The sequence below is a fragment of the Rasiella rasia genome (assembly GCF_011044175.1).
Lineage (GTDB): Bacteria > Bacteroidota > Bacteroidia > Flavobacteriales > Flavobacteriaceae > Marinirhabdus > Marinirhabdus rasia.
In genome coordinates, this window is sequence record NZ_CP049057.1 from 372042 (window position 1) to 382500 (window position 10459).

6 protein-coding genes, 2 tRNA genes and 2 rRNA genes (1 of these 10 running past the window's edge) are annotated in these 10459 nt (G+C 39.9%); 6 read left to right on the top strand and 4 right to left on the bottom strand.

What is annotated here, in order from left to right:
• Positions 1-33: 33 nt before the first annotated feature.
• Entirely contained in the window at positions 34-1290 is a 1257-nt protein-coding gene (locus G5B37_RS01630; RefSeq protein ID WP_164678320.1) for an acyloxyacyl hydrolase, read from the bottom strand.
• 105 nt (positions 1291-1395) lie between these two features.
• On the opposite strand from G5B37_RS01630, the gene G5B37_RS01635 reads away from it, so the two are divergent.
• Complete coding sequence (locus tag G5B37_RS01635) at positions 1396-2742, top strand: alanine/glycine:cation symporter family protein (RefSeq protein WP_404814795.1); 1347 nt, start codon at positions 1396-1398, stop codon at positions 2740-2742.
• A 1-nt stretch (position 2743) separates the two neighbouring features.
• Here G5B37_RS01635 and G5B37_RS01640 read toward each other — a convergent pair whose 3' ends face one another.
• From G5B37_RS01640 to G5B37_RS01650, 3 genes are all read right to left on the bottom strand, one after another.
• Positions 2744-3685 carry a hypothetical protein gene (locus G5B37_RS01640; protein WP_164678322.1) on the bottom strand — a complete coding sequence of 314 codons (942 nt, stop codon included), beginning with the start codon at positions 3683-3685 and terminating at the stop codon, positions 2744-2746.
• A complete protein-coding gene (locus G5B37_RS01645; RefSeq protein WP_164678323.1) occupies positions 3685-5115 on the bottom strand; it encodes an MBOAT family O-acyltransferase in 1431 nt (476 codons plus the stop codon). The genes G5B37_RS01640 and G5B37_RS01645 overlap by 1 nt, the downstream gene beginning before the upstream one ends.
• Positions 5116-5196: 81 nt before the next feature.
• Complete coding sequence (locus G5B37_RS01650) at positions 5197-6282, bottom strand: M42 family metallopeptidase (RefSeq protein ID WP_164678324.1); 1086 nt, start codon at positions 6280-6282, stop codon at positions 5197-5199.
• A 118-nt stretch (positions 6283-6400) separates the two neighbouring features.
• On the opposite strand from G5B37_RS01650, the gene G5B37_RS01655 reads away from it, so the two are divergent.
• The 5 genes from G5B37_RS01655 to G5B37_RS01675 all read left to right on the top strand — a co-directional run.
• Complete coding sequence (locus tag G5B37_RS01655; RefSeq protein WP_164678325.1) at positions 6401-7087, top strand: DUF4294 domain-containing protein; 687 nt, start codon at positions 6401-6403, stop codon at positions 7085-7087.
• Positions 7088-7728: 641 nt separating this feature from the next.
• A 16S ribosomal RNA gene (locus tag G5B37_RS01660) occupies positions 7729-9249 on the top strand.
• A 168-nt stretch (positions 9250-9417) separates the two neighbouring features.
• A tRNA-Ile gene (locus tag G5B37_RS01665) sits at positions 9418-9491 on the top strand.
• 252 nt (positions 9492-9743) lie between these two features.
• Positions 9744-9820, top strand: a tRNA-Ala gene (locus G5B37_RS01670).
• Positions 9821-10014: 194 nt separating this feature from the next.
• Positions 10015-10459: ribosomal RNA gene (locus G5B37_RS01675) — 23S ribosomal RNA — on the top strand (it continues 2383 nt past the right edge of the window).
• The 16S and 23S rRNA genes sit together here with 2 tRNA genes alongside, the layout of an rRNA operon.

Consider the following 10459-nt stretch of genomic DNA (forward strand, 5'->3'; position numbering starts at 1 on the left):
AAGGTAAAGGCCTCTTCTCATAAGAAGAGGCTTTTATTTTTTCGGAAGTAGATAGACATACCCCACAGAAAACGCTGTAAAATCTGCTTGTCCCAAATTAGCATTTAGTGATACTCCTGCAAACAAATTATGTGTTGGATTGGTTTCATTGCCAAACAGATAATAGCGCAATCCTAATCGAGTAGCGATGGCTTTTTTAAGTTTGTACTTAGAATTGTATTCTCCCAACATCCAATTTTCTGGAATATCGCGAGGTGTATTATCCCACCCTTGATTGATACGCCAATCTATATCGTATCCAGGTTTATGAATATTACCGCCAATCATAAAGGTAAGTCCAACATGGTTTAACAGTAGCTCTCCTTCGGCAAACAAGGTAATATTAGATGCAGACCATGTTGGATTGTCTGTAAAGTCTTCAAACTCTCTACCTGGTTGCACTAACGATTCGTTGTCTATAATATAATCGTAGTAGTGTTCGTAATACCTATAACTTATTCCAACCCCATATTTAAAGGTCTTATTAATTTGTTTTCCTGCGGAAATAGCCACCGTATACACCGCTTTCTTGTCATTATAGATTAGAGAAAGCGTGTTGCTTCCCAAGCTAAAACGCGGAGAAATATAGTATGCCGAAGTTTTTTCGCGCTCTTGAGAATCATCTAATTCTGTAACCGTCCTGTTTTTTGTGCCAATGAGTGCAGAGACACTTCCTATTAATGAATTATACCCATTATTAGGCAAACGTGTATGTCCGTTAGAGTGGTGCAAATACCCTCCTCCCAATCGCCATTGTATGCTTTCAGATTCATATAATTTATAATGAAAAAATAATCGAAATGTCCATGTAAAATTGGTAGATACAGCTTGATTTAAGGGATTTTCAACTTCATCAAACTTTTTGTTGAAATAAGAAGTTCCAAGCCCCACATTCATAGTGAAATTTCTACGCGTTCGACCTAAAATATTAAACTCAACATTAGGAAGTAGGGTATAGGCTTGTCCTAAAAATTCAGTATTGCCATAGTCTACAACCCCAAAAGCAATTCCTGTTTTAGGAAATCCAAGACGGTAGGCCCATTCTTGTGTATTGTTTTGCTGAAACTTTCCAAAGTTCACATAGAGTCCTAAAGTTGACGAAGATTCAGGGAAATCGGTATTGCTCGCTGCAGTAGTTCCGACTAGAAATTCTGGAGTAATAAAATTACTAAAGTCAAAATTCTTAGGCGTATTTTGCGCCCAAATCGAAATGCTTGCGAGAAGAAATAGTGTGGTTGTTAGTTTTCTCATGGAACTGCAAGAAACAATTTCTTCGGTAATTTTAAAAATTTAAAACTACATTCGTACAACCAAATACAATCACCATTGCAAATTATTGATACACTTTTCGCGAAAATGGCCTCGTTGGCTTGGGGACTTCCGTTGTTAATTTTATTGATGGGTGGCGGACTCTATCTTATTTTTAGAATACGCTTTCTTCCGTTTAGATATTTAGGTCATGCGCTCGCGGTACTTCGCGGTAAATACGATGATACAAACGATGTTGGCGAAATTAGTCACTTTCAAGCATTAACCACTGCGTTATCGGCTACCGTTGGTATGGGGAATATTTCTGGCGTTGCCGTAGCCATTGCAATTGGTGGCCCAGGAGCCGTATTCTGGATGTGGGTAAGTGCGGTTATTGGTATGTCTACAAAATTTTTTACCGCTAGTTTGTCTGTAATGTATCGTGGTAAAGATACCAATGGTGAAATTCAAGGTGGCCCCATGTATTTTATAACAGAAGGCCTCGGTAAAAACTGGATGCCTTTGGCGGCGTTTTTTAGTGTCGCTGGACTCGTTGGAGCTTTGCCTGTGTTTAATGTAAATCAGCTCACCCAAGCTGTTAACGATCTCTTGTTAAAGCCAGCAAATCTATACCATGGTACATACACAAATATTATTATAGGTGTAATACTTGCTACCATAACAGCCATTGTAGTGTTGGGCGGTCTCTCGCGTATAAGTAAAACCACATCTCGATTAGTCCCGGCTATGGTTTTGTTGTACTTTGTGATGGTAGTTTACATCTTAGGCGTTCATTATACCGAAATTCCTAGATACCTAGCGCTAATTTTCACCGATGCTTTTTCTGCTTCCTTCTATAAAGGGGATGCATTTCTTGGAGGTATAGTAGGAGGGCTTATTTTATTGGGTATTCGTCGTGGAGCATTTTCTAACGAAGCAGGTATTGGTACAGCGCCTATGGCACATGGAGCAGCAAAAACAAACGAACCTATACGAGAAGGACTAGTTGCCATGCTAGGTCCAGCTATAGATACGCTAATTGTTTGTACGCTAACCGCATTGGCGATTTTAGTAACGGGTGTGTGGCAGTCTAGCGATTCAAATGGTGTGACCCTTACTGCTACCGCATTTACAGAAACCATTCCACAATACGGAAAATATGCATTGTTATTGTGTATTGCTGTTTTTAGTATCTCCTCACTATTTTCATACTCTTACTACGGTACAAAATGTATGTCTTTCTTATTTGGAGCCAACAATAAAGGTGTTTACAATTATTTTTACATTGCCAGTATCATACTAGGAGCGACTACCTCTCTTAGCATGATGATTAATCTTATTGATACATTTTTTGCGCTAATGGCAATTCCTACCATGCTGGCAACTATTATTCTTGCACCAAAGGTGATAAAAGAAGCTAGAAATTATTTTGCCAAACTAAAAAATAAAGAATAGGTTAGGGGGTATGCTGTCTTAAAACTGAATCTAATTGTTTTGAGAATTTTTCTCCCCCCTTCGGATTTAAATGGCTTTGGTTCCAATAATCACGTGCGCTGTAATTAATTGTATCAGTTTCTAGCGCTACTACTGTTAGGTTCTTAAAACGCAGTTTTGCCACCATAATAATACTATCGCGTCTGTATAAAATTTCAGGAACCCGTTGTGGCAGGTAGGTTTTATACATGGGGGCTTCACACAATATGATATTCAGGTTCTTACTTTCCAAAAATTCGAGCATATCAAAGAAGAGCGCTGTGTTTGTTGCAAATAGTTCCGTATTCGGGGTTTTATTAATCTTAAATACTTTCTTTTCTGAAATTTTTGCTTCATTATACTGGAGGTCTTCAAAAAGCCCAGGGTAATTTAGTGTGTCATACCCATAAGTATTAAAGCCGTATTTTCTGCCATTATTACTGTAATTGTCTAATATTCTCTCTGAAAACAACTTCGGATTTGATAGAAAAATAAGTTTGTCTTTAAAATAAGTTTGTCGCTCAAAAGTATTAACACCATAATACTTTAAATATGCATTATTCTTATAAAATTGCTTTCCATTATGAGGTAGTTCAAAATGGCTGTAAGAGGTTTCGAGTACAACCGTTTTAAGTGCAGGAAAACTATCAAGTAATTGTTTCAAAATTTTGAAATCTGTATCGTGGTGCTGATTGCCTCCTGCTAGATTTAAGGTGGGTTGCGAAATGTATTCTGGATTAATTCCTCCCTTCATCTGCGACGATCCTAAAACTAATACTTCAAATTTATCTGCGTCTTTATGCATATAGGTAGAAATCGCCTTAAAACTCATAGGAAGCTGTAACGTATAATATTCTATCACGCAGTACGCAATAACTACGGGTGTAAAGAAAAGGAGCAGATATGTTACAAATTTACGTTGCATTAAAACTGAAAATATATAAAGGCTTCTTTAGGTTCGGCATAACGAACAATTAATATGATAAGGATATAATATATTGTCCAGCGTGCTGCCCTCGGTAGATAGGCTTCTAACTGCGCTAGGGGGTATGCTTTGGTTTTTGTTATCACTTCGGCAACAATCAATATGGCAAGATATCCTAGTTTTATACCAATGAGTGACGATAGTGTCGTAGCATCTGTAAAGCTAAGTATCCGTTTTAGGATATACCACGCATGGTCTAAACTTTCCGCGCGAAAAAAAACACTAGAAATAGAGGTAAGGGTAAAGAAATAAAACAAACTAAAAAGTCTTGTTCTATTGGGTAACCATTTTACCAAAGTATTTTTTCTTCCGAAGAAAGGTATGCGTTCTACCACAAGAATAACTCCGTTATATAAACCAAATACAGTAAAGGTCCAATTTGCACCGTGCCATAATCCTACCAAAAACATAGTTAATAAAAGCCCAATAACCCGCACCCTTACGGTAATGCGTTTAAAACTTTTTACAAAGGGAATATAGACATAATCTGTAAACCATTTCGTGAGTGTAATGTGCCAACGTTGCCAAAATTCTGTAATTGATTTGGCGAGATATGGAATGTTGAAATTGTTGTGTAGCTTAAAGCCAAAGAGTTTAGCCGTACCAACGGCAATGTCTGTGTAGCCAGAAAAGTCGCAATAGACCTGAAACGAAAACAAGGCAGCCGCAAAAGCCAACGTAAGGCTTCCATATTGCTCAGGGTTGTTAAAAGCCATGGTTACGGCAATTCCAAGTTTGTCGGCCACCAAGACTTTTTTAAACAATCCCCATAAAATTTGCCGTAGACCTTCTTTAGACTGTTGTAAATTAAATTTTCTTTCAATTTGAAACTGTGGAAGTAAAAACTTAGCTCGTTCTATAGGTCCTGCTACCAACTGCGGAAAGAAACTTACGAAACATAAGAATTCAAGAATGTTTTTAGTTGGTTTTATTCTATTTCGGTACACGTCTATGGTGTAGCTCATCGTCTGAAAGGTGTAAAAACTCAAGCCTAGCGGTATGACCACATTCCAGATACTATAAGAAGTTGCGACGCTTTCCGAAGTAAATAAGGCATGAAAACCGTCTATAAAAAAGTTGAAATATTTAAACGTCACTAATACGCCCAAGTTCCAGAGCACACTGGTGTAGAGCCAGAACTTGCGATGTGATTTTTTTGAAGAATTACCAATGGCTCGCCCAGCAAAATAATCGATGCAAGAACTAGCAAAAAGCAATCCTAAAAAGCGCCAATCCCATAGACCGTAGAATAGATAACTTGCAAGCAACAACAAAACATTTTGTGCAATACGCTGCCTGCTTCCCAAGAGCCAATACAATGAATAGGCAATGACGAGGAAAAACCCAAAATCAAATGAATTGAATAGCACTCTTAGAATTTTGCACCAAAGATACTAAAGTGTGTAGACTATAATTAAATAGCCCATTAGCCAATCAAGTTGCCGCGAGAGTTATTCGAAATAACTAAATGTTTCACCGCTTTTAAGCTGCAACAACGACTCGTATATAAGTTTGATGACATTTTCTACGTCTTCTCTATGCACCATCTCTACAGTGGTGTGCATATATCGAAGCGGTAAAGAGATTAATGCGCTGGCTACTCCGCTTCCGCTATAGGCAAATGCATCTGTATCTGTACCTGTTGCACGCGAAAGGGCTGCTCTTTGAAAAGGTATTTTGTTCTTTTCTGCAGTATCAGTAATTAAATCACGTAATTTTTGCTGTACGGCTGGGGCGTAAGCAATCACCGGACCAGCACCAATTTTAGCGGCCCCTTGCTTCTTTTGGTCAATCATTGGTGTGGTAGTATCGTGGGTTACGTCGGTAACGATTGCCACGTTAGGCTGAATTCGTTCTGCTATCATTTGCGCGCCTCTAAGTCCAATTTCTTCTTGTACCGAATTAGTGATATAAAGACCAAAAGGCAATTTTTTCTTATTCTCTTTTAACAAACGAGCCACTTCAGCAATCATAAAACCACCCATTCTATTATCTAAAGCCCTGCACACAAACTTATCTTCATTTAAAACGTGAAAGGTGTCTGGATACGTAATAACACAGCCTACATGAATTCCCATCTTTTCTACTTCCTCTTTGTCTTTGGCTCCAACATCTATAAAAATATTGTCTGGTTTTGGAGCTTCTTCTTTAGCCTTACTTCTGGTATGAATTGCTGGCCATCCAAAGACCCCCTTTTTAATTCCGTTTTTAGTGTGAATATTTACAATTTTTGAAGGTGCAATTTGATGGTCACTTCCTCCATTTCTAATCACGTATAATAATCCATTATCACTAATATAGTTTACATACCAAGAAATTTCGTCTGCATGCCCTTCAATAACCACTTTGTATTTTGCCTTCGGATTAATAACAGCAACTGCAGTACCATAGGTGTCGGTTATAAACTCGTCAACGTAAGGTTTTAGATACTCCATCCAAAGCTTTTGTCCGTCCCATTCATATCCGGTAGGGGCGGCATTGTTTAAATAGTTTTCTAGAAATGTTAGTGACTTTTTGTTTAAAATAGACTTCGCCATAATGCCAAAAGAATTAGTTATACGTTTAAATTCAAAATTAAGGATTAATTCATCAGGAACCTGCTACAATTTTTTAATTTTGGAACAGTTTTAGTTGTTGGTTGATTAAAAGTAAGAGGTGAAGATATTTACATACCTATATATACTACTATTTACTGCAGTTTTTGCTGAAGCTCAAACCGTAGAAGAAATAAAACAAGAGCAGGATAGCTTGACAACCTTCTATTATATTATAGATGGTGACAGTATTCCAAGAGAGTATATCGATTTAGAAGAGGTTGTGCTTTTAAATAAGTTAGAGTTTAATTCGAAAGAAGATAGACGCCGCTATTTAATCTTACGCAGAAAGACCAGAAAAGTATATCCTTATGCTAAATTGGCTTCAGAGCGATTAACTACAATGACCGAGCGTTTAAAGACAATCGATAAAAAGCGCGACCGTAAAAAATATACAAAGCGTATCCAGAAATATATCGAAGAGGAGTTTTCAGAAAAACTTAAAAAGCTAACGCGTACCGAAGGTCAGATTTTGGTGAAACTCATTCACAGGCAAACTGGGCGTACGGCATTCGATCTAGTAAAAGAGTTGCGAACGGGTTGGCGCGCCTTTTGGTACAACACAACTGCCAAACTTTTCGACATCTCAATAAAAGAAGAGTACCGTCCTTTTGATGTAAAAGAAGACTACCTTATAGAAGATGTATTGGAACGCTCATTTCAGGCTAATAAATTAGAGCGACAAAAACCCGCATTCGAAATCGACTACCTAGACCTTACTGCGCATTGGAATGCCAAGTCTAATTAAGGAAGTAAAAGTCATTGTTGTTTGTTTGGGTGTTCCCACAACAAGCAATTTGTATCCCTAATTGCTTATTGTGGTCGTGCTTTCAGCTATATCTTTTGGATAGGATAGACGAAGCCTAAAAGGGCTAGGGGGCGTAATTGGGTTTAGAAATAAGATGTAATACAGATCCAAAAGGATGCCGCTTCAATCACTAACACAAATTATTTTTGTTGCAAGTAAATTAGTATTCAGACAATTAACAATTGTTAATAACTCAATCTTGTTTTTTATTGCTTTTAGTTTGGTGGATTGAAATTTCTGATTGTATATTTGCACCCGCTTTGAAGGAGAGATTTGGATGAGTGATTTGGAGTAATACTACGGTCTTGATTTTTTTTGAAATAAAATTATTATAATTCTTGCAGGGTTATAAAAAGGTTGTATATTTGCACCCGCAAAACGGATGAGTGAATTAGAAACACGAGTTTCGGAGTAGCGTTAAAAGATAGAATTAGAAGTTCATTGATATATTGAAATTGACAGCGTATGGTATTAAATTGGAAACGATTTTTTATCATATCGAAAAACTAAACTAAGAAATAGTACCTGAGAATTTTTTGAGATTTAAGCTTTTTGTTATACGAGATTTTATTTAAGATTTCACGATGAAGAGTTTGATCCTGGCTCAGGATGAACGCTAGCGGCAGGCCTAACACATGCAAGTCGAGGGGTAACGGGGAAGCTTGCTTCTGCCGACGACCGGCGCACGGGTGCGTAACGCGTATACAATCTACCTCTTACTGTGGGATAGCCCAGAGAAATTTGGATTAATATCACATAGTATCATATTACGGCATCGTATTTATGATTAAAGGTTACGGTAAGAGATGAGTATGCGTCCTATTAGTTTGTTGGTAAGGTAACGGCTTACCAAGACTACGATAGGTAGGGGCCCTGAGAGGGGGATCCCCCACACTGGTACTGAGACACGGACCAGACTCCTACGGGAGGCAGCAGTGAGGAATATTGGACAATGGGGGCAACCCTGATCCAGCCATGCCGCGTGCAGGAAGACTGCCCTATGGGTTGTAAACTGCTTTTATATGGGAAGAAACACTCTCACGTGTGAGAGCTTGACGGTACCATAAGAATAAGGACCGGCTAACTCCGTGCCAGCAGCCGCGGTAATACGGAGGGTCCGAGCGTTATCCGGAATCATTGGGTTTAAAGGGTCCGTAGGCGGGCAGCTCAGTCAGTGGTGAAAGTCTGTGGCTCAACCATAGAATTGCCATTGATACTGGTTGTCTTGAATTATTGTGAAGTGGTTAGAATAAGTAGTGTAGCGGTGAAATGCATAGATATTACTTAGAATACCGATTGCGAAGGCAGATCACTAACAATATATTGACGCTGAGGGACGAAAGCGTGGGGAGCGAACAGGATTAGATACCCTGGTAGTCCACGCCGTAAACGATGGATACTAGCTGTTCGATCTTCGGATTGAGTGGCTAAGCGAAAGTGATAAGTATCCCACCTGGGGAGTACGTTCGCAAGAATGAAACTCAAAGGAATTGACGGGGGCCCGCACAAGCGGTGGAGCATGTGGTTTAATTCGATGATACGCGAGGAACCTTACCAGGGCTTAAATGTATTGTGACAGGGGTGGAAACACCTTTTTCTTCGGACACATTACAAGGTGCTGCATGGTTGTCGTCAGCTCGTGCCGTGAGGTGTCAGGTTAAGTCCTATAACGAGCGCAACCCCTGTTGTTAGTTGCCAGCGATTCAAGTCGGGAACTCTAACAAGACTGCCAGTGCAAACTGTGAGGAAGGTGGGGATGACGTCAAATCATCACGGCCCTTACGTCCTGGGCTACACACGTGCTACAATGGCCGGTACAGAGGGCAGCCACACCGTGAGGTGGAGCGAATCCTTAAAACCGGTCTCAGTTCGGATCGGAGTCTGCAACTCGACTCCGTGAAGCTGGAATCGCTAGTAATCGGATATCAGCCATGATCCGGTGAATACGTTCCCGGGCCTTGTACACACCGCCCGTCAAGCCATGGAAGCTGGGAGTACCTGAAGTCGGTGACCGCAAGGAGCTGCCTAGGGTAAAACCGGTAACTGGGGCTAAGTCGTAACAAGGTAGCCGTACCGGAAGGTGCGGCTGGAACACCTCCTTTCTAGAGAATGTCTGTTTACAGACATAGAGAGTACGACGAGAAGCTTATGCTTTTCAAAACGATAGTGCTTTTCTTGGTTTAGTTGTCAATTTTAATTTTTAAGTCTAAGGCTTTAAGTATCAGTATCTGTAGACTGAATACTGAAAACTTAATACTATAGACTGCTACAGTCTCATAGCTCAGCTGGTTAGAGCGCTACACTGATAATGTAGAGGTCGGCAGTTCGAGTCTGCCTGAGACTACAAGTCGAAGATAGGCGAGAAGTTTATCCTGAGTGACACTGTTAAGTGTTGTATCGAAGGGAGTCTGCCTGAGACTACAAGTCGAAGATAGGCGAGAAGTTTATCCTGAGTGACACTGTTAAGTGTTGTATCGAAGGGAGTCTGCCTGAGACTACATAATACGTTCATTACATATTGAAAGGAAATTTTAGAAGTTGGGTACCATCTTTTTAGGAATTTGGAATTTTAGGTTTTGGAATTTCTATTTTAAATGGGGGATTAGCTCAGCTGGCTAGAGCGCCTGCCTTGCACGCAGGAGGTCATCGGTTCGACTCCGATATTCTCCACCACGGATATAATTTATGTATCGAGACACCAAAGAGTTATTTTTCATAAAGCTTGCGGTATGATATATAGAGTTCCAGACAGTTCATTGACATATTGAGAATAAAGAATACGAGAAAAGCAATAATTAAAGTAAAGAAATCTCTGTATATGGTTTACCATATATGGAGTATGAATACTCATTAAAGAGCAAAAAGTACAATAAGCAAAGTAAGGGCGTATGGGGAATGCCTAGGCTCTCAGAGGCGATGAAGGACGTGATAAGCTGCGATAAGCTGTGGGGATTGGCACATACAAATTGATCCGCAGATTTCCGAATGGGGCAACCCAGCTATTTGAAGAATAGTTATCCGCAAGGAGGCGAACCCGGGGAACTGAAACATCTAAGTACCCGGAGGAAGAGAAAACAAAAGTGATTGCGCTAGTAGCGGCGAGCGAACGCGCAATAGCCCAAACCTAATCTGTTACGGCAGGTTAGGGGTTGTAGGACCACAACATTTGAGACTCGATGAACTAGAACACGTTGGAAAGCGTGGCCATAGACGGTGATAGCCCGGTATAGGTAAAGGAAGTTAAGATAGTGGTATCCTGAGTAGTGCGGGGCACGTGAAACCCTGTATGAATCCGGCGGGACCATCCGCCAA